Origin of the sequence: Nocardia spongicola (assembly GCF_047200775.1) — a bacterium.
Classification (GTDB): domain Bacteria; phylum Actinomycetota; class Actinomycetes; order Mycobacteriales; family Mycobacteriaceae; genus Nocardia.
Map to the genome: position 1 here is coordinate 14935 of NZ_JBJZOO010000013.1, position 19654 is coordinate 34588.

Sequence of the window (19654 nt, forward strand, 5' to 3'; positions counted from 1 at the left end):
GGCCTGATTTTATCGCTAGGAGGCTCACGGGCCACTGTTCCCGAGGGTGCGGACCGGACAAGATCAACGGCATGAATGCGACGATCGAACGCACCGCACTCGAAATTCTGCACACCGGTGGCCCGACACTGCGGTTTCGTTATGCGGGCAGCACCTGGCTGACCGACCCGACCTTCGACGATCCAGGCGATTATCCGGGGGGTGTCACACTCCATAAACTCGCCGGGCCCGCGATATCGCCGCAGGAGGTCGGCCCGGTGGATATCGTGCTGCTCTCCCACGATGAGCACGCCGACAATCTGGACGACGCGGGCCGTGCCTTGCTGCCAACGGTGCCGACGGTACTGTCCACCCCCGGCGCGGCGACCAGGATCGACGGAGTGCGTGGACTCGAAGACTGGGAAACCGTGGTAGTCCGTGGGGTGCAAGTAACCGCGGTGCCCGCGCTGCACGGTCCCGAGGGATGTGAGCCGATCACCGGGATCGTCACCGGCTTCGTGCTGCGGGCCGAGGGCGAGCCGACGGTGTACATCTCGGGTGATAACGCTTCGGTAGAGGTGGTCGCACGTATTGCCGAGCGGATCGGCCGGATCGATATCGCTGTGCTCCATGTAGGCGCTGCGAACGTCGGTCATTTCGGCGATACCGATCTCACCTTGAACGCGCGTACCGCACTGCTGGCTGCCGAAGCGCTCGGCGATGCCCTGATCGTGCCGATTCATGGTGAGGGCTGGGCTCACTTCACCGAAACACTCGATCACCTGGAGCGCGTCTTCCGCTATGCGGGCCGGGCCGATCGGCTCCGTATCCCACCCCTGGGTCACCCGGCCGTCATCTGACAGGAGGATGGCCCTCGCTCAGATACCAGTCGGGCTGATGATCAGCGGGTAGGTTGTGCAGCTTATCGGGGTTGCGTACCACGTCGATCGCGACAATACGGCCGTTGTCCACGGTGAAGGCGAAGACGCCGAGGTGCCTGCCATCGCAGACCAACAGCCCCGGCTTGCCATTGACCAGTACGGCGCGGCCCCAGCCCCGAGCCCTGCTGGTCGGCGTGCGATACCAACCGAGCAGCAGCTCGGCCACCAGTTCGGCACCGTAGACCGGCTGCCGGATCGAGGGCACTTTGCCGCCACCGTCGGCGGTGAGACGCACGGTGGTGTCGAGCACGCCGAGCAGCGCGCGGATATCACCGGAACGCCAGGCCAGCGCGAAGGCCGATACCACTGCCTGCTGCTCGTCCGGTGAGGCAGGGAAGCGTGGAGTGCCGTCTTCGACTCGTTTACGTGCCCTGGACGCGAGTTGACGTACCGCTGCCGGGGTACGCCCGACCACCTCGGCGACCTCCCCGCTGGTCATGCCGAAGACATCCTGAAGGACGAAGGCGGTGCGCTCGGCCGGTGATAAGGCTTCGAGAACGATCAGCAGCGCTGTAGTGACCCGCTCGTCTTGCGTGATGCGGTCGGCGGGATCGTCCGAGCTGGTCACCACCGGCTCCGGCAACCATTCACCCACATAGTGTTCGCGGCGCACGCGAGCCGAGCCGAGGTGGTCGAGCGCGAGCCGACCGGTCACCGTGGACAGCCACGCGCGCAGATTGCCGATATCGCCGGCAGTGCCCGCCGCGTGCTGGCGCTGTAGCCGCAACCACGCCTCCTGCACCACATCGTCGGCGTCGGCGAGACTGCCGAGTGTGCTGTAGGCGAGCCTGCGTAGATACGGCCGGTGCTCCTCGAACTGTCCGGCCAGTTCGGCGCGATCGATGGGGTCAGGGGAAGGTTGCCGAGAAGTCACTGGTGTACGCCGTTCGTCGTCCGGCCCAGGCAGGGCAGGTGGATGCGGGGGTCACCGGGTCGACGATACGGACCGGCCGAGTGTGACATTCCCTGTGGGAAGCGGATAGCGGGTGTGCGCTGCGCGAAGGACTGCGCACCTGTCCGATACTCTCGCCGGGTGCAGAAGGGGACTTCCATCGCGGGCGGGCTGCTGCTCGGCTTCGCGTTCGATCGGATATTCGGCGATCCCAGGCGGGCTCATCCGGTGGCCGGATTCGGTTCGCTGGCGGCCGCTGTGGAGTCGGCTACCTATGCCGATCGGCGCGTAGCGGGACTGGTCCACGAGGCGGTCACGGTCGGTGCGGTCATCGGCCTCGGTATCGCGGCCCGGTCGGGCGGGGTGGCGGCGACGGCAGTCGCCACCTGGACAGTTCTCGGTGGCCGCAGTCTCGCGCGGACCGGAAGGGGGATGGCCGACCGGCTGGTAGAGGGTGATATGGCGGGTGCGCGTGCGCTCCTGCCCGCGCTGTGCGGTCGTGATCCGGCGGTGCTCGACGCGGCGGGACTGACCCGCGCCGCCTTGGAGTCCATTGCCGAGAACACCTCCGACGCGGCCGTCGCTCCGCTGGTCTGGGGCGCGGTGGCGGGTATACCCGGTTTGCTCGGGTATCGAGCGATCAACACCCTCGACGCGATGGTCGGTTACCGCAATGAGCGCTATCTGCGTTTCGGCTGGGCTGCCGCACGCACCGACGACCTCGCCAATCTGCTCCCCGCCAGGCTTACCGGCCTGCTGACGGCGGTGCTCGCCCCCCTGATCGGCGGAAGCCCCGCCGCGGCGCTACGCGCGTGGCGTCGCCAGGCCGCGAGCCATCCCAGCCCTAATGCGGGGGTGGTCGAAGCGTCGATGGCTGGTGCGCTCGGTGTCCGGTTGGGTGGCCGCACACAGTACCCACACGGCCTGGAACTGCGTCCGCCGCTCGGCGAGGGGCCCGCGCCAACGGTGGCGGATCTGCGCCGCGCGGTCCGCCTCTCCGAAGCGGTGCAGCTGACCGCCGCCCTGCTCGCTGCCGCTTTCGCCGCGCGCACGCGGTGAGTCGGCACCGATCAGCCGCGGAGGCGGCCGTAACGATCGGCGAGGCGATCGGCGGTGGTGGGGGCGGTCGGCTCGGCCTGCCCCGCCGGGACGGCCTCGTCCGGGAGTGTCCCGGATTCGGTTGCCGGGGTATCGGTTCTCCGGATGGCCCTCTTGGCCTTCCTTCTTTCCCTGATCTCGGCGTAGACGAAGTAGCCGAGGCCGAGCGGGGCCATGATGCCGAAGGCCAGCCATTGCAGGCCATAGGACAGATAGGGACCGGCGTCGAGTTGCGGGAGCGGGCTCGGCGTGAACGCACCGGGCTGATCCGCGCTCAGTTGCAGGTAGCCGCTACGTTCGCCGGCCGGTATCGGGGTGAGGGCTCGGCCGAGGACCACGGATTCCTGGTCGACGTCGATCGTGTACACCTGACGGTAGCCGTCCTGCACACTGGGGTCCTTGCCCGGCACGACTCCCTCGGAGCTGCGAATCCTGGCCTCCAGCCGTTGCCGCCCCTCTGGTGGTTCCTGGATCTGTGGCGGGCGGGTGCCGTCGATCGCGGCAACCAGCCCGCGATCGACGAGCAGCATCCGGCCGTCATCCAGCTTGAAGGCCGTGAGCACCGCATATCCTGGTGCGCCGTCGAGATGACGTAGCCGCACCAAGACCGTCGTATCCGGTACGTAGCTACCAGAGGCATGGACGAGCTGCCATTCGGTGCGCGCCGCGGCCGCCGGGTCGGCGAGCGTCGGATCGGCGAGTACTGCCGTGATATCGACCGGGTCGGCCCGCACTGAGTCGGCGATCAGCTGATTACGGTGTGCGGTCGCCGTGTTCTTACCGAGCTGCCATGGTGCGAGCACGGTGAAACAGAAGTAGGCGAATGCGGCGACCAGCACAGCCAGGATCAACCAGCTGGGCCGCAACAGGAACGTGAGTCTGCGCATCAAGGTCGCCGTCCGGGGACGAGGTCTGGATCGGGCGGTTCGGTGACCGGGCCGAGTTCGGCGCGTACCCGGTTCAGCAGGCCGGGTATAGCCGCTTCGATCTGGTCGCGCACGCGCTCGAAGTCCGCTATGTCCCCGGAGTAGGGGTCGGCGATCTCCGGGCTGTCGGCGGCCGGGTCGAAAGTGCGTAGCAGGTGTAGCCGCTCCGGCTCGACACCGAGCCGGAGCAGTTCGCGCTGGTGCGATCGGTCCAGCGCGATGATCAGATCGGCGTCGCGATGCTCGGCGTCGAAGGCGGCGGCCGCGTGCCCGGTCGGATATCCGTACTTGCGTAGGGTCGCCTCGGCGCGCGGGTCGGCATCGGTACCCACATGCCAGGACCCGATGCCCACACTGCTGACCCGTACCCGATGGGCCAGGCCGGCCCGATACAAGTGCACCGAGAAAATCTTCTCCGCCATCGGGGAACGGCAGATATTGCCGGTGCATACGAACAAGACGTGCAACTGACCCACGACTGCCATTCTGGCGGTTTCGGTGCCGAGTGCGCCACGTAGGGTGGGGTCTCGTGCTCGAAGACGGGATCGATCGCGTGAAACTGCGTCATCACGGGGATGCGGACGTCCGCGAGGGCATGCTCGATTTCGCGGTGAATGTCCAGGGTGTCGTGCCGCCGGAGTGGTTGCGGCAGCGTTTGGCCGCGCGACTGTCCGATGTGGGCCGCTATCCGAGTGCCGCGGACACCGATGCCGCCCGGTGCGCCGTCGCGGCCAGGCATAACCGCACTCCCGACGAGGTACTGCCCCTAGCGGGCGCCGCGGAAGGGTTTGCGTTGTTACCCCGGCTCGCGCCGCGATCGGCGGCGGTGCTGCACCCGTCGTTCACCGAGCCCGAACTCGCGCTGCGTGACGCGGGCATCCCGGTGACGCGGGTGGTACTAGAGCCGCCGTACCTGCTCGACCCGGCTGCCATACCCGCAGAGGCCGATATGGTGGTGCTCGGTAATCCGACCAACCCGACCTCGGTCTTGCATCCGGCCGATGCCATCCGCGCGCTGTGCAGGCCGGGCCGTACGGTTGTGGTCGACGAAGCTTTCGCCGACGCGGTGGTGGGTGAGCCCGAGTCCCTCGCCGCTGATCCGGCGCCCGGCCTGTTGGTGCTGCGTAGCCTGACCAAAACCTGGGCGTTGGCCGGTTTGCGCTGTGGCTATTTTCTCGGTGCCCCCGATCTGCTGGCCCGGCTCGGCCACGGGCGTGCCCATTGGCCGCTCGGCACGCTGCAGTTGGAGGCGATCATCGCCACCGCGAGCGCGGAGGCGGTCGCGCAGGCCCAGCGGCACGCCGAGACCCTTGCCGCGGCCCGTACCGCGATGATCGAGCGGCTGACCGGTCTCGGCGTCCAGGTGCACACCCCGGCGGAGGGACCGTTTCTGCTGCTTCGTGTTCCGGACGGTGAACTGCTGCGCAAGCATCTGGCCGACCGGGATATCGCGGTCCGCCGCGCCGACACCTTCCCAGGGCTCGGCCCGAACCATCTCCGTGTGGCGGTCCGCCGCGCCGAGGAGGTGGACCGGTTGGTCGCCGCGATCCGCTCATCGGGTGCGGTGCGCCCGCAGCGGCGGCTGTGGTGCGGCACGCCGGGAGCCGGATCCGCGCCCCAGGCACCGGACGAGCACACCGGATGACGCCGATAACGCGTGCCGTAGGGTACGCCGGAAGCGAAAGAGGTGAATGATGACCACACTCGCGGATCTCATCGCAGTGCTCGACGCGGCCTACCCGCCCGCATTGGCCGAATCGTGGGATGCGGTCGGACTCGTCTGCGGTGATCCGGCCACGGAGCTGAACCGCGTGCTGTTCGCGGTCGATGCGACCGCGGCGGTGGTCGAGGAGGCGATCGGCTGGGGGGCCCAGGCCTTGGTCGTCCATCATCCGTTGCTGCTGCGCGGTGTCGACACTGTCGCGGCGAACACCCCGAAAGGCGCGTTGCTGCATCGGCTCATCCGTTCCGGGTGCGCGCTGTTCACCGCGCATACCAATGCCGATTCCGCCGCCCCAGGAGTTTCCGACGCGCTCGCCGCCGCGCTCGGTCTCACCGTTACCGGCCCGTTGGTGGCGAAACCAGAGGCCGCCGTGGACAACTGGGTGGTCCATGTGCCGCGTGCGCATACCGACGCTGTGCTCGCCGCGCTTTTCGCCGCTGGCGCGGGCGGTGGTGGGAACTATCGTGACTGCGCGCTACGGGTGCAGGCGAAGGGCCAGTTCCGCCCGGTGGCGCAGGCGGCTCCGGCGCATGGCGTGCTCGGTGAACTGCAGCACGTGGAGGAGGACCGCGTGGAAGTGGTGGCTCCGCCCGCGGCGCGTTCGGCGGTACTCGCCGCCTTACGCGCCGCCCATCCCTATGAGGATCCGGCTTATCACCTCAGCGAGCGCGCGCCGCTGCCTACCGCGCTCGGTTTGGGTCGGATCGGTACGCTGCCGGAACCGGAATCGTTGCGTACCTTCACCCGTCGGGTGGCCCTGGCTCTTCCCGCCACCGCATGGGGGGTACGTGCCGCGGGAAGCCCGGAGCGTGTCGTGCGCACCGTCGCGGTATGCGGCGGCGCGGGTGATTCTTTGCTGGACACTGTCTCCCGGCTCGGTGTCGATGTCTATCTCACTGCCGACCTGCGCCACCATCCGGTCGACGAGCACTTGCGCAAGGGTGGGCCCGCACTGGTCGACGCCGCGCATTGGGCGACCGAATTCCCTTGGTGCGCGCAGGCGGAATCGCTCGTTCGTAGTGCGCTGCCCGGCGTGCTGACCACGGTGTCCAGGTTGCGTACCGATCCGTGGACGGTGGCGTCGCCCGGTTGATCCGGCCGCGGTCCTAACCTGTTGTCGCCCCGTAATTCCCGGTATTCGGGACGGATCGGTATCGAGCACGGTCCGTACGGGTGGTGCGTGAGAGTTGTTCGGAGCGCGCTGGGTATATCTACGGCATGGACTTCCCGGTTGATTTCGGTCTTGTGCAGCTCGGCCTGATTCTGCTGCTGGTGCTCGGTGTGGCGCTGTTGCTGTCCGGCCTGCTGGCCGTGCGCCGGGTCGGGCTGCGGGTGCTGCTCGGGCGTGGCGCGGGGGGTCTGGTATTGCTACTTGTCGCCGCGGTGCTGCTGTGGATGGTGACATTGCTGCAGACGTATCTCGGCTTGACCGGGGAGATCAAGGCGGCGCATGTGGTGGCCGAGCCGGTGGCGGGCCAAGACCATCAGCTCGATGTCGAGCTGACCCTCTACGATGGCGACGGCCGCGCAGGCCAGCGCGTGAGCTACCGGGTCGAGGGCGATATGTGGGTGTTGCAAGCGGGCATCGTCGAGTTGCAACCGTGGGTCAACGCTCTCGGTTTCCACTCCGGCTACCGGATCAGCCGCCTGTACGGCCAGCGTCTCGATGGTGTCGCGACCAAGCAGAACCATATCTTCCTCGGCGGCGACCGGGATTTCTTCGCCGATATGCGGGAGGGGCGTTGGTGGACCCAGCCGTTCGTCCGCTCCGCCTACGGCAACGCGGTGATCGCGGTACCCGGCGAATACGACGTCTACATCTCCAGAGACGCCATAAAAACTCGCGCTGTCGGCGGGTAGCGCAGGGTGGCCGAGGCGGCGGAGTACGGTTGAGCATCGTCCTATCCCCCCGTCCAGGAGTTTGTCCGCGTTGAATGTCGAACCCCCGATCCAGGCCGAGCTGCTCCGGCTCGCTGCCATCGACGCCGAGCTGACTCGGATCGCGCATCGTCGCACCGTGCTGCCCGAACAGCAGGAGGTGGCCCAGCTGGAGAGCGAACGCAACGCACATGCCGATGACGCGGTCGCCGTGCAGATCGTGCTGGACGATCTCGATCGTGATATCCGCAAGCTGGAGGGTGAGATCGAGGCGGTGCGTAAGCGCGAGGACCGCGATAAGGGGATGCTCGCCGCGGGGACGGTGAACGCCAAGCAGCTTTCGGAGATCCAGCACGAGCTGGGCAGCTTGCAGCGCCGTCGCTCGGTGCTGGAGGACGAATTGCTCGAGGTCATGGAACAGCGCGAGGCATCCGCCGCCAATTATGACAATGCGGGCGCCAAGCTGAGTAGATCCGAGGAGGATCTGGCCGCCGCGCAACGACGCCGTGATGAAGCGCTCGCTGATCTGGATGTAGCGCAAACCCGCTGCGATACCGATCGCGCCGAGGTGGTCGCGCGGATGCCCGCCGAGTTGCTCGCGATCTACGACCGGCAACGTGCGCAGTACGGCGTCGGCGCCGCGCTGTTGCAGGCTCGCCGTTGCGGCGCGTGCCGCATCGAACTGGACCGTGGCGAGATCGCGCGTATCGCCAAGACCGCTGCCGATGTGATCGTGCGCTGCCCGGAGTGCGGGGCGGTCCTGGTCCGGACCAAGGAATCGGGGTTGTGAGCTCGCTCCCACCTGGTTCGGCCGCACACCTCGAACAACAAGGGTAAGGGTGACGATGTCTGTTTCCGAGGTGATCGTCGAAGCGGACGGTGGCTCCCGCGGTAATCCGGGCCCGGCCGGATACGGCGCGGTGGTCTACGCCGCCGACCACGTCGAGGTGCTCGCCGAACGGCGAGAATTCCTCGGCATCGCCACCAACAATGTCGCCGAGTATCAGGGCTTGATCGCGGGATTGGCCGCGGCGGCCGAACTCGGCGCCGAGTCCGTTGTGGTGCGCATGGATTCCAAGCTGGTTGTCGAGCAGATGTCCGGTCGCTGGAAGGTCAAGCACGAGGCTTTGATTCCACTCGCCGAGCGGGCTCGCCGGCTGGCAGCGGAATTCACCAGGGTGAGCTACACCTGGATTCCTCGTGCCGAGAACGCCTACGCCGACCGGCTGGCGAACGAGGCCATGGATGAGCAGAGCCGGGCTGCCGCCCCCCGTGCCGCCGAGCACCGCGAACCCTCCACCCGCACACAGCTGCCCGCGGATGTGGATCCGGCTCTCGGCCGTACCGAGAAAGCAGAGAAAGTCACCGCCGCGAGTGCCGGGAAGGCCGAGCCCGTACGACACGGCCCCGGCTGGATCGGTATCACCGGCAGCCCTACCCGGATGCTGCTGCTTCGCCACGGTCAGACCGAGCTGTCCCGGCAACGTCGTTACTGTGGTCGTAGCGATCCGCCGCTCACACCGCTGGGCAGGCGACAGGCCGCCGGTGCCGCCGCGATGCTCTCGGCCGAAGGCGGTATCGCCGCTGTGGTCAGTTCTCCGCTCGGCCGGGCCAGGGAAACCGCGCAGGCCGTGGCCACTGCCCTCGGGGTCGAGATGGAGATACACGACGGTCTGATCGAGACGGACTTCGGTGCTTGGGAGGGAATGACTTTCGCCGAAGCCGCGCAGCGTGATCCCGAGTTGCACGCGCGCTGGCTCGGTGATCCATCCATCGCCGCACCCGGTGGGGAGAGCTTCGATCAGGTCGCGGAACGGGTCGGTGCGGCCTGCCGCGATCTGATCGAACGGTATCCCGGTGCGGGCGTGGTGGTAGTAAGTCACGTGACCCCGATCAAGATGTTGGTGCGATCGGCGCTCGGTGTCGGCCCAGAACTGTTGTACCGCTTACATCTTGATTTGGCTTCGCTGTCGATAGCGGAGTTCTATCCTGATGGAGGCTCATCGGTGCGTCGGGTGAACGACACTTCCTATCTCTGAGCACACTCTGGCTGCGATGACAGGCGGGAATGCGGTAAACGAAGGCCGAATTATGCCATATCGCAACATTTTTCCGCTTGACATTCGCGCGATGCGTCGTATCTCACTTAGATGCTGTCGGTGTGCCGAGTGGCGGTAGGCTTCGGATCGGTCAGGCACAAGCGTCCTACCCGACTTACTGGATCAGGGGTCGATACGACCTCCGGTCCGGTGCTCTCCAGGGGGATGGTGAACTGCGGGCAGCGTCGCTCGTAGCTCATATCGCGGTCGGAAACGGTTGTGCTATCCAGCGATTCGATGAGAGTGCAGGTTCGATGAGCAGTCGGGGCAAGGTTGTTGTTCTCGGGGCGGGTATCGGGGGGCTCACCACCGCGGCCGCGCTGCGGCAGGCGGGTTTCGGTGTCGAGCTCTATGAGGCGGCGCCAGAGCTGCGTGCCCGGGGTTTCGGTCTTTCGGTGCAGGCCAATGCGATGAATGCGCTGCGCACGCTCGACCTCGGCATCGATGAGCGTTTGCTCGACCGCGGTGGCCGGGTCGAGAGCTTCCGCTTCTGTCAACCCGATGGCACCCCGATCCGGGTTCTTCCCGTGCATCGGCTCGATGCCAAGCTCGGTGCGCCCGCTGTGGCGTTGCATCGCGTCGATCTGCACGAAGTGTTGTTGGAAGCGATCGGTGACACACCGACTTTCGTCGATGCGAAAGCGACTCGGTTCATCGACGACGGTGATCATGTCCGTGTCGAGTTCGCCGACGGCCGGATCGCCGAGGGTGATGTGCTCATCGGTGCGGACGGCATCCACTCCACGGTGCGTGCCCAGCTGCACGGTCGCACCGCGCCTCGCCCGGGAAATTTCGTGTGCTGGCTGGCGTGCATCCCCTTCGAGCACCGCAATGTCACGCGTGGTCTGTCCGCGCATTTCTGGGGTACCGGAATGCGTTTCGGCATCCACGATATCGGTCACGGTCGGGTGTACTGGTGGGGTACGCAGACCATGTCCGCCGAAGAGGCCGCGAACTGGCAGGGCGGTAAGGACGACCTGCTGCGCCGTTACGCCGATTGGGCGCCGGAGGTACGCGCCTGCATCGAGCAGACCGAAGAATCCGCCATTCTCGCGGTGCCTGCCCAGGACCGCCCGCCGCTGGCGCACTGGGGGCGCGGTCGAGTGACCCTGCTCGGCGATGCCGCGCACCCGATGCTGCCCAGCCTCGGTCAGGGCGCCAACTCCGCCATCGAAGACGCGGTGGTACTGGCGAAGGTGCTCGGAGATGCCGCGGATCCCGTTGCGGGACTGCGTCGTTACGAACAATTGCGGGCCGATCGCAATGCCATGTTCGTCAACGGTTCGGCCGGGCTCGCCAAGATCGAGCAGACCACCAATCCACGGTTGGTACAGGTGCGCGATGCCTACTTCCGGCACGCGCCGACGGAGTTCTTCTTACGCGAACTCGCCAAGCCGATGTCGTTCCCGTCGCTGGACGGGCCGACCGAGTCGCTGCCGCGCCCGCTCTCACCGGTAGAGCGCTGGCATTGGATCGCTGATCAGCTTGCGCCGCTGCATATCCTGTCTCGGGTGCGGGTCAGGGGACAGGTGGATGTGGAGCAGATCCGGGCCGGTCTTGACGCCGTGCAGCGGCGTCATCCGCTCTTGCGTGTCGCTGTCGTTGCCGAATCCGACGGCACCGCACCGCGCTTCGTACCGGTAGCGAAGCCCATCCCGTTGCGCGTCATCGAGTCCGAAGACAGTACAACCTGGTTGACCGAGGTCGATGAGGTCGAGCTGCGTGAACCGTTCGACTGGCGTACCGGTCCGTTGGCCAGGGCGGTGCTGATCCGGGAAAGCGATGGCAGCAACGAGCTGATCATCACGTTGCATTACGCCATCGCCGATGGACAGAGTGCGCTGTCGGTGGCCGAACAGGTACTCCAGGCGGCCGCGGGAGAAGCCGATGACTGGTCGCCCGCTCCGGTGCGGCCGGGGCCGGAAGAGTTGTTCCCGCCCCGGTTCCACGGTGCCGGGGGCGTGGTGCGCACGGTGGGTTCGCTGCTGCGTGACCAGAAAGCGCAGTTGCGCAAGCCGCGCAGGCTGGAACCCACCTCATTGGCCCCGCCTGCGCAGCGGCGCAGCCGGGTGGTGCATCGCCGCATCGACGCCGACCAGCTCGATGCGCTCACCGCTGGCTGTGCCCGCCATGGTGTCGGCCTGCAGTCGGTGTTGTCCGCGGCGCTGTTGATGGCGGCGGCAGAAGAAGCGGGGACGGAGAAGCCTGCCTGGTACACCGTGGGCAGTTCGGTCAACTTCCGTGACCATCTCGACGGTGCCGCCGCGGACACCGAGGTGGGCACTTATCAGGGCATGATCGCCACTCCGGCGAAGTACGCGCCGTGGGCTTCGCTGTGGGAGATCGCGACCGAGATCGAACGTGAGTACGGTACGCGGATGGATCGGCGTGACCATCTCGGTGCGCTGAATCTGCTGAAGGTCGCCGCACCGAAATCGGTGGCTGCCAGCGCGTCGACGGTGAAACTCATGGACACTCGCGGCCCTGGCCATCTCTGTATGACCTACCTGGGCAAGTATCCCTTCCCGGACAAGATCGGTTCCTGGCAACTGGAAGGCGCGCAGTTCGTCTCCGGTATGTCGGTGAGTGGTTTCATCATGGCCACCGCCAACGCCACCCATGACGCATTGTTCTTCAACATCGGTTATGTCGAACCCGCAGTGTCACGCGAGCGTGCCGAACGTCTCGCCGACGCGAGTATGCGGGCGCTGTCATCGGTCTGCTGACCGTCTGCCCACATCGCAAATTCAACAGCAGAGTCGCGGCACGGGCGAAGCCCGATGCCGTGATTCGCACTATCGATAACTGTGGCGCGCTGTGTGTTTCGTTGATCAGGGTGGGCTTGATCGAATCGCACAGCCGGTACCACGAATGTCGCGATTGGAGTGACTGTGACATCCGAACCGAGTGCGCCTGCTGAGGCATGGCCGGTCAGCGCGTATCAGCGGGATGTATTGTCGGCGGCCTTTCGGTATGCCCCGGCGCCTGTTACCAGGAACGCGTATTGCGCGTTCATGAACGAACCTTTCGATATGGCCCGCTTGCAGGCGGTGGTGCGCCGGACCCTGTTCGGTGACGATGCGTTCCGGCTTCGTTTCGAGTTCTCCGAAGGTCGCTTCTGGCAGTGGGTGTCCGACGAGCTCCCCGAGGTCGAACTCATCGACCTCACCTGGTCGTCGGACCCAGAGGCGGCGCGCCGGAACTGGGTGAACCAAGCCAATGTGACGCCTGCGATCTCGGAGCAGACATGCCGGGTCGCGGCATTGGTCGACGGCTCCGATCATTTCTACCTCTACGTATCGATACATCACGCGATAATGGACGGTTGGGGCGCCAATCTGTTGTGGGCCGCACTGGTGGACAACTACAGCCGCTCGGACCTGCCGCTCGAGCAGCTCGCCGAACCGGATCCGGTCACCGAGCACACCGATCGCAGCCTGCGTACGTACCGGAAGATTGCCGCTGAGCACGAGGAATATCTGTCTTCTGCGCAGTGGGTGGCCGACCGTGAGGCCCTGGTGCACCGTTTCGAGGGAGTGGTTCCCGCGCTGTTCTCCGGCCGGGCGAGTACCCCCAAGGTGGACCGGGGGCGCCGGGAGATGATGGTGGAACCCGCTTTCCTGGAGCGGATCCGCGATACCGGATTCTCCGTCTTCGCCTTCTCGGTGTCGGCGCTTGCTGTCTACCTGACCGCTGTGCATCGTTGCGAGGAGGTGGTGATCGGGGTGCCGATGCTCAATCGGCACAGCCAGGAGACCTTCCGCACCGCCGGACATCAGACCAATGTGTTGCCGCTGCGCATCCGGGTCGACCCGGCAGAACCGTTGTCGTCGGTCGCGGCCGCGGTGACAACGCAGATCCGGGAACTGAAGCGGCACGAGCGTTTTCCCTACGGCGATCTGGCTCGTGCGCTCAACAGTGATCCGACGGCGCCGCCGCTGTTCGATGTGGCGTACTCCTATATCAAGATGCCGTCCTCGGATTATCTCGAAAAGATCCTCGACACGATCGATATCGTCAATCCGGGCACGGTATTGGAGGCGCTGAATATCCTTGCCGTGGAGCACGAGCGCGACGGCTCGTTGAAGCTGCAGCTCTACTACGACCAGGATGTCTTCGACGAGAACTTTCCGCTCGACGCGGTGGTGCACGGTATCGGCACGCTCTTGACCGCGGCATTGGACGACCCGGATCTGCCGATCTCGGCGCTACCGCTGATCTCGGCACGTGAGCGGACTACGATCGCCACCTTCGAATCCGGCCCACGCGAACAGTTCCCGTACACCACGATCGATCGCTTGTTCACCGAGATGGCCGCCGTGCATCCACAGCGGGTGGCGATCGAACCGGCCTTCGGCTCGGGGGAGCGACCGCTGCGCTACCACGAGCTGTCGGCTCTGGCCGACGGTTTCGCCGCCCGGCTGCGCGCTCTCGGAGTGACCGGTAACGAATGTGTCCCTGTGGTACTGCCGCGCGCACCGGAGCTGCTCATCGCGATCTTCGGCACGCTGCGTGCCGGGTGCGCGTATGTGCCACTCGACCCGGATTTCCCTGCCGCGCGTATCGAAACCGTGCTCGCTGATTGCGGTGCCCGAGTGGTGGCGGCCGGACCGGAACACCAGGCGGTATTCGACAAGCTGGGTATCACCCGGATCTCGATGGCGGATGTCGAGCAGGCCGGTAGCGCCGAGAATGTCTCGCATCCAGCTGATCTGAGCTACCTCATCTATACCTCCGGCTCCACCGGCGTGCCCAAGGGCGTGATGATCGAACATCGTTCGGTGGTGAACCGGCTGACCTGGATGCAGCGCCGATATCCGTTGCAGGCCGAGGATGTGATCCTGCAGAAGACGCCTGCCACCTTCGATGTCTCGGTGTGGGAACTGTTCTGGTGGTCGATCACCGGTGCCGCGGTGGCGTTGCTCGAGCCGGGCGGAGAGCGTGATCCGCGCCGCATCATCGACGCGATCGACACCCACCGGGTGACCGTGCTGCATTTCGTGCCTTCCATGCTGGCCGCGTTCGTCGACGAACTGGCGGCCGATCCGGCTGCTGTCACGCGGATCGGCAGCCTGCGCCGCGTGTTCTGCAGCGGCGAGGCCTTGCCGCCCGCACTGGTGCGCCGATTCAACGCGGTCTTCGCCGCGGCCGAGGCCGCGCCGCCGCAGCTGGTGAACCTCTACGGCCCGACCGAGGCCACCGTCGATGTCTCCTATTTCGACTGCCCCCAGGGTGATTCGATTCAGCGAGTACCGATCGGTCGCCCGATCGACAACATCGATCTGCTGGTACTCGACGACAACGGTCGCAGGATGCCGATCGGCGTCCCCGGCGAGCTGAACATCGCCGGTGTCGGCGTAGCTCGCGGATATCGGGGCAAGCCCGAGCTGACCGCGGCCGCCTTCGTGGATGATCGCACCGTGCCGGGACGGCGCCGGTATCGCACGGGCGATCTGGCCCGATGGCTACCGGATGGCAATCTCGAGTATCTTGGGCGCTTCGACGATCAGGTGAAGGTCCGCGGTAACCGGGTCACGCTCGGCGAAGTGCACAATGCCATGCTCGGCTGCCCCGGAGTACGCGCGGCCGCTGTCGTGGACGAAATGTCCGAGACGCATGGCGTGCAGCTGGTCGGCTACTTCACCGGCGACGAGGTGACCGGCGAGCAGATCGCCGATCGGCTCGCGACCACCTTGCCCCGCTACATGGTGCCGTCCCGGCTCATCCGGGTAGACCGGATCCCGTTGACCCGCAACGGCAAACTCGACCGGCGCGCGCTCGCTGAGCAGCTCGACCGTACACACGGCGAGTCGAGTGCGGGTGCCGCGCCGCGTACCGAGGTCGAGGCGAAGCTCGTCCAGGTCTGGTGCGAGGTGCTCGGTATCGAGTCGATCGGGGTGCACGACAACTTCTTCACGCACGGCGGTGATTCCATCCTCGCGTTGACCGTGCGCACCGCCGCCGAGCGAGCCGGGATCTTCTTCGATGTGGACGCGTTCTATCAGGCGCCGACCATTGCCGGGCTGGCCCGTCTCGCGCGCGCGGACAGCAGCGGGAACAAGGCACGTGTGGTCGGTCCGCTGGAGACGGTGCCGCTGATCGACCGCGCCGCACTGCACCAGGTCGAAGACGCGTTCCCGGCTACCGCATTGCAACTGGGCATGCTGTATCACAGCATCGAGCGAGCCGATTCGATCACCTATCGGGACGCTTTCCGCTATCAGTTGGAAATCCCATGGGACAGTGTGGAATTCCGGGACGCGGTGGACCGGCTGGTGCGGCGGCAGCCCGCGCTGCGGTCATCGTTCGAGCTGAGCAAGTATTCGATTCCGCTGCAGATCGTGCATGCCGAGCCGTCGTACGAGCTGGAGATCGTCGATCTCGGCGATACCGACGAGACGGCCGGTGCCGAGCTGATCGAGGCGTATCTCCAGGAACGTACGCATGCCGAGTACGACATCTCGGCCGCCGGTCTGTTCGCCATCCGGGTGTTCGTCCGTCCGGCTTCGCCGGAGCAGGCGGCCACGGTGGATCTGGTGTTGAGCTTCCACCATGCCATCTTGGACGGCTGGAGCGTCGCCACCTCGGTACTGGAATTGTTGCTGGACTATCTCGGTCATGTCGGCATGCCCCCGACCCGGATCGAGACCATCCCGCATCCAGCGACCGTACTGGCCGAGTACGCGCAGACCGAACAGGACGCCTCTCATAACACCGACGCCCGCGATTACTGGCGCACCGAGCTCGCCGGGGCCGATCCCACCGCGCTGATCGCGCTCGGGGCATACCAGCCTGCTCTCGCTCAGGCGCCGCGAGCCAGGGCACTGGTACCTCGGCGACTGGCCGAACAGGTCTCGGCGTTTGCCGCGCGCCAGCAGGTCCCGGAGAAAGCGGTCTATCTGGCCGCGCACTGTCTCACCCTGCGTGCGCTCACCGGGCGCACGGATATCACCACCGGTGTGGTCGGTCATGGCAGGCCGGACCGTACGGGTGCCGAGCGGGTGGCCGGATTGTTCCTCAACACCCTGCCCGTCCGATTGGATGCCACCGCGACCACATGGCGCGCGGCGGTGGAGCAGATCGCGCGGCGGGAACGCGAGGCGTACCCGTATCGTCGCTATCCCCTGCGCTCGATCCTCGCTGATGGTGGGCCCGCGTTCGAGACGGCGTTCAATTTCGTCAATTACCACGTTTTCCAGCCCATGCTCACGCTGGACGGGGTTCGCCTGCTCGATTTCGATGCCAGGGAGGAGACCAACTTCCAGCTCCTGGTGACCGCGGCGACCGACCCGCGTGACGGCAGAATGTGGTTGCGGGTCGATGGCGACGCCACACTGACCGGCGAACAATGCGAGACGGTGGCGCGTACCCAGCTCCGGATGCTGGCAGGCATCGTCGCCGACCCGGATACGGCGATCGCCGGGGACGCGGGTCCGGCGCTCACCCGTGACGTCGGGACCTTGGTGGCCGAGGCCGCCGCTCTCGACCCGGCGGGTATCGCCCTGGCCGGAGACGATGAATCCGTCACATACGACGCACTGATCGAGCGCTGTGATCAACTGGCGCGCAGACTGATCGGGCTGGGGGTTTCGCCGGGAGATCGGATCGGCATTCTGCTGAGGCGCCGTCCGGACCTTGTGGTGCTGGTGCTCGCACTGACCAGGATCGGCGCCGCCTGCGTGCCTTTGGATATCAGCTATCCGCGGGCCAGGCTGAACGCGATGATCACCCGTGCCCGCCCGCTCCGGGTGATCGCCGATGCCGATTACCGCGATATCGTCGACGATCCGGCCCTGGTGCTCGACACCGCCGAGCTCTTCGACTCGGCGGCAGAGTCCGACGCCGTATTGCCGGACTCGGTATCGCCCGATGAGGTGGCCTATGTGCTGTTCACCTCGGGGTCCACCGGTGAGCCCAAGGGGGTCGCGATGCCGCATCGCGGGCTGACCGCTTTGGTCGACTGGCAGAATCGCGCGGCGACCGGCATCGGCCTGCGCAGCACATTGCAATTGGCGCCACTGAGTTTCGATGTGTCGTTCCAAGAGATCTTCACCACGCTCGCGGCCGGGTCTACGCTGCGGATCAGTTCGGCCGATCTGCGCTCGGATGTCGATCGTTTGCTGAGCACCGTGGTGCAGGAGGGCATCGAACGGTTGTTCCTGCCCTATGTCGCCTTGCAGGCGTTCGCCGAGGCGGCCGTCGGGCGGCAGCTGTTCCCCACGACGCTGAAGGTGTTGATCTCCTCCGGTGAGCAGTTGCGCATCACCGAGGAGATCCGCGCACTGTGCGCGGCGGTGCCCGGCCTGGTGTTGGAGAACCAATACGGCCCTACCGAATCCCATGTCGCGACCACCTTCACCCTCCAAGGCCAGGCCGGTGGGTTCCCCGCTCTGCCGCCCATCGGTCGCGCGGTCGAGGGCGATACCGTGGAGTTGCTCGACAGCGCATTGCGTCCGGTACCCGATGGGGTGCTCGGCGAGATCTATCTCGGTGGCGACACTCTGGCTCGTGGCTATGAGGGCAGGCCTGCGCTCACCGCCCAGCGGTTCGTACCCGCGCAGGGAGGCGCGATCCGGTACCGCACCGGCGATCTGGGTGTCCGGCTGCGTTCCGGCGATATCGTCTGCCTCGGTCGCAGCGACAGTCAGGTCAAGATCCGCGGATTCCGGGTGGAGCCCGCCGAAGTGGAACTGTGCATCCTCGGTGTGACGGAGAAGTTCCGAGGCATCACCGATGCCGCTGTGGTGGCCCGCGGATTCGGCGGCATCGACGGGTCGTTGATCGCGTTCCTCGTCGGTGCCCCCGACCAGACCGACCTGGCCGCGCTGCGGCACGATCTGCGTGCCGTCCTGCCCGCGCATATGGTGCCGTCGCGGTTCCTCTGGCTCGATGAGCTCCCGCGCACCCCCAGCGGTAAACGTGATGACGCGGCTCTGCGCGCGTACAGCGAGGACTACACGGATCCAGCCGCGGCACGGCGGGAACCGGCCGATGAGTACGAGCGGTCGGCGCTACAGCTGCTCGCCGAATACGCCGGGGCGCCCGCGATCGGGGTGGACGACGATTTCTTCGCGGCGGGTGGCACTTCTATCGGCGCCATGCGCGTGGTGATGGCGTTGTCCCGGCGGTGGGGGGTCGAGGTGCAACTGGACGCGTTCATCAGCGCTCCTACCGCGGCCGGGCTCGCCACACTGGTCCGGGCAGGTGAGGTCCACCGCACCTTCGACCCGCTCGTGCCGATCAATACCGGAGGCACCAAACCACCGCTGTTCCTGGTGCACCCGATCGGCGGAAATGTGCTGTGCTACCTGGCTTTGGCACGGCATCTGGATCCGGACCGTCCGGTGTACGGACTCCAGGCGGCGGGCGCGGACTCGGGCAGTACGCCGGAGCGGTCGATAGCGGCGTTGAGCGCGTCGTACCTGGAGGCAGTGCGTCGGGTGTATCCGGTCGGCCCGTATCACTTGGCGGGCTGGTCATTCGGTGGCTATGTCGCGTTGGAGATGGCGCGGCAGTTGCCGGAGGACGAGGTAGCCAGTGTGACGCTGTTGGATACCATGGCGCTGCGCACGCGTGAGCGCACATCGATCCCGGAGGAGAACCTGATCCGGTGGTTCTTCCTGGAACTGCTGTGGTATGCGCGAGGCAGTCAATCCGCGCTGACCGAATTCGAGCCCGAGGTACACGATTCCGAAGAGCTGTTCACGGCGATGCTCGCCGAGTCGGTGCGGGTGGGTATCTTGCCCGCGGACAGCTCCCCACAGGCGATCCGGCGGCTTTACGAGGTGTTCTACGCCAACTATTCGGCGCTGCTCGACTATACGCTCGAGCCCTACGATCGGGATATCACGTTGTTGCGTGCCGCCGAGGGACTGCCGCCGGGTATCGATCTGGCGCATCAGACCATCGGCACCATGTTCGACAGCGCGGACAACGGCTGGCAGCAGTACGCGGCCCGCGAGTTCACCGTGTTCTCGGTACCGGGTGATCATCTGAACATGATGTCCGAGCCGAATGTCGCCGAGGTGGGGTTGCGCTTGGATGAGGTGCTGGCCGCGGTGGATCCGGATCTGGACCGGGAGTGGGGCGAATCCATGTTGGATGCCTGACCGATCGCG

The 19654-nt window shown here is 66.3% G+C and carries 12 protein-coding genes; 9 read left to right on the forward strand and 3 right to left on the reverse strand.

What is annotated here, in order from left to right:
- Positions 1-71 precede the first annotated feature (71 nt).
- The gene (locus tag ACL02S_RS19335) at positions 72-839 is read left to right on the forward strand and encodes an MBL fold metallo-hydrolase (protein WP_412803864.1); all 768 of its coding nucleotides are present in this window, start codon (positions 72-74) and stop codon (positions 837-839) included.
- Here ACL02S_RS19335 and sigJ read toward each other — a convergent pair.
- Positions 832-1794, reverse strand: a complete 963-nt coding sequence (sigJ, locus tag ACL02S_RS19340; protein WP_412803865.1) for an RNA polymerase sigma factor SigJ — start codon at positions 1792-1794, stop codon at positions 832-834. The two genes, ACL02S_RS19335 and sigJ, sit on opposite strands and share 8 nt — an antisense overlap.
- 159 nt (positions 1795-1953) lie before the next feature.
- On the opposite strand from sigJ, the gene ACL02S_RS19345 reads away from it, so the two are divergent.
- The gene (locus ACL02S_RS19345) at positions 1954-2871 is read left to right on the forward strand and encodes a cobalamin biosynthesis protein (RefSeq protein ID WP_412803866.1); all 918 of its coding nucleotides are present in this window, start codon (positions 1954-1956) and stop codon (positions 2869-2871) included.
- A gap of 11 nt (positions 2872-2882) precedes the next feature.
- On the opposite strand, the gene ACL02S_RS19350 is transcribed toward ACL02S_RS19345, so the two are convergent.
- Together ACL02S_RS19350 and ACL02S_RS19355 are read right to left on the reverse strand one after the other, a co-directional pair.
- Positions 2883-3797 carry an SURF1 family cytochrome oxidase biogenesis protein gene (locus ACL02S_RS19350; RefSeq protein ID WP_412803867.1) on the reverse strand — a complete coding sequence of 305 codons (915 nt, stop codon included), beginning with the start codon at positions 3795-3797 and terminating at the stop codon, positions 2883-2885.
- Positions 3797-4321 (reverse strand): low molecular weight protein-tyrosine-phosphatase, encoded by a 525-nt coding sequence (locus ACL02S_RS19355; RefSeq protein WP_412803868.1) that lies wholly within the window; start codon positions 4319-4321, stop codon positions 3797-3799. The genes ACL02S_RS19350 and ACL02S_RS19355 overlap by 1 nt, the downstream gene beginning before the upstream one ends.
- Positions 4322-4365: 44 nt before the next feature.
- On the opposite strand from ACL02S_RS19355, the gene cobC reads away from it, so the two are divergent.
- The 7 genes from cobC (at position 4366) to ACL02S_RS19390 (ending at position 19645) form a co-directional block, all read left to right on the forward strand.
- Positions 4366-5481, forward strand: coding sequence for an Rv2231c family histidinol phosphate aminotransferase CobC (gene cobC / locus ACL02S_RS19360; RefSeq protein WP_412803869.1), 1116 nt, complete (start codon positions 4366-4368; stop codon positions 5479-5481).
- Positions 5482-5530: 49 nt separating this feature from the next.
- On the forward strand, positions 5531-6652 hold the full coding sequence (locus tag ACL02S_RS19365; RefSeq protein ID WP_412803870.1) for a Nif3-like dinuclear metal center hexameric protein: 1122 nt from the start codon (positions 5531-5533) through the stop codon (positions 6650-6652).
- Between the two features lie 125 nt (positions 6653-6777).
- Positions 6778-7419, forward strand: coding sequence for a hypothetical protein (locus ACL02S_RS19370; protein WP_412803871.1), 642 nt, complete (start codon positions 6778-6780; stop codon positions 7417-7419).
- A gap of 70 nt (positions 7420-7489) precedes the next feature.
- The gene (locus ACL02S_RS19375) at positions 7490-8227 is read left to right on the forward strand and encodes a zinc ribbon domain-containing protein (protein WP_412803872.1); all 738 of its coding nucleotides are present in this window, start codon (positions 7490-7492) and stop codon (positions 8225-8227) included.
- A gap of 55 nt (positions 8228-8282) precedes the next feature.
- Positions 8283-9476 carry a bifunctional RNase H/acid phosphatase gene (locus ACL02S_RS19380; protein ID WP_412803873.1) on the forward strand — a complete coding sequence of 398 codons (1194 nt, stop codon included), beginning with the start codon at positions 8283-8285 and terminating at the stop codon, positions 9474-9476.
- Positions 9477-9790: 314 nt separating this feature from the next.
- Positions 9791-12262 carry an FAD-dependent monooxygenase gene (locus tag ACL02S_RS19385; RefSeq protein ID WP_412803874.1) on the forward strand — a complete coding sequence of 824 codons (2472 nt, stop codon included), beginning with the start codon at positions 9791-9793 and terminating at the stop codon, positions 12260-12262.
- Positions 12263-12550: 288 nt separating this feature from the next.
- Positions 12551-19645, forward strand: a complete 7095-nt coding sequence (locus ACL02S_RS19390) for a non-ribosomal peptide synthetase (RefSeq protein WP_412803875.1) — start codon at positions 12551-12553, stop codon at positions 19643-19645.
- Positions 19646-19654: the final 9 nt, after the last annotated feature.

Excerpts from the sequence above, each read along its gene's own strand:
- ACL02S_RS19335 (WP_412803864.1), top strand. The coding sequence starts at position 72 with ATGAATGCGACGATCGAACGCACCGCACTCGAAATTCTGCACACCGGT.
- ACL02S_RS19370 (WP_412803871.1), top strand. The coding sequence starts at position 6,778 with ATGGACTTCCCGGTTGATTTCGGTCTTGTGCAGCTCGGCCTGATTCTG.
- ACL02S_RS19385 (WP_412803874.1), top strand. The coding sequence starts at position 9,791 with ATGAGCAGTCGGGGCAAGGTTGTTGTTCTCGGGGCGGGTATCGGGGGG.
- ACL02S_RS19365 (WP_412803870.1), top strand. The coding sequence starts at position 5,531 with ATGACCACACTCGCGGATCTCATCGCAGTGCTCGACGCGGCCTACCCG.
- ACL02S_RS19350 (WP_412803867.1), bottom strand. The coding sequence starts at position 3,797 with ATGCGCAGACTCACGTTCCTGTTGCGGCCCAGCTGGTTGATCCTGGCT.
- ACL02S_RS19355 (WP_412803868.1), bottom strand. The coding sequence starts at position 4,321 with ATGGCAGTCGTGGGTCAGTTGCACGTCTTGTTCGTATGCACCGGCAAT.
- ACL02S_RS19390 (WP_412803875.1), top strand. The coding sequence starts at position 12,551 with ATGAACGAACCTTTCGATATGGCCCGCTTGCAGGCGGTGGTGCGCCGG.
- ACL02S_RS19380 (WP_412803873.1), top strand. The coding sequence starts at position 8,283 with ATGTCTGTTTCCGAGGTGATCGTCGAAGCGGACGGTGGCTCCCGCGGT.